We start from the raw sequence: 309 nt of genomic DNA on the forward strand, positions 1-309 counted from the left end.
AAGCGGGATGAGGTTAGGTTGAATCGATTTGGGATTCCCAAATCAGCTTCTTTCTGATTCACCATGCTGGCTGGAAGGAGGCCAGCATGGATGGGCAAGCCTTACTCTCTAGACCTTCGCAAGCGTGTCGTGGCCGCGATCAAGGGCGGCATGTCCCGCAATCAGGCAGCCAAGCAGTTTGGGGTGGCGATCAGCACCGCAATCGGCTGGATGAAGCGGGTCGATGAGACTGGCAGCGTGGCTCCAGGCCAGATGGGCGGTCATAAGCCGAAGGCGGTTTCGGGTGAGCACGCGGTCTGGCTGTCACAA

Annotated in this window: 1 protein-coding gene; it reads left to right on the forward strand. The window is 58.6% G+C overall.

The features are described from left to right. Positions 1-90: 90 nt before the first annotated feature. On the forward strand, positions 91-309 hold a 219-nt coding region (locus XH88_RS25605), incomplete at its 3' end, for a transposase (protein ID WP_271671023.1).

It is taken from the genome of Bradyrhizobium sp. CCBAU 51627 (assembly GCF_028128765.1).
Taxonomy (GTDB): domain Bacteria; phylum Pseudomonadota; class Alphaproteobacteria; order Rhizobiales; family Xanthobacteraceae; genus Bradyrhizobium.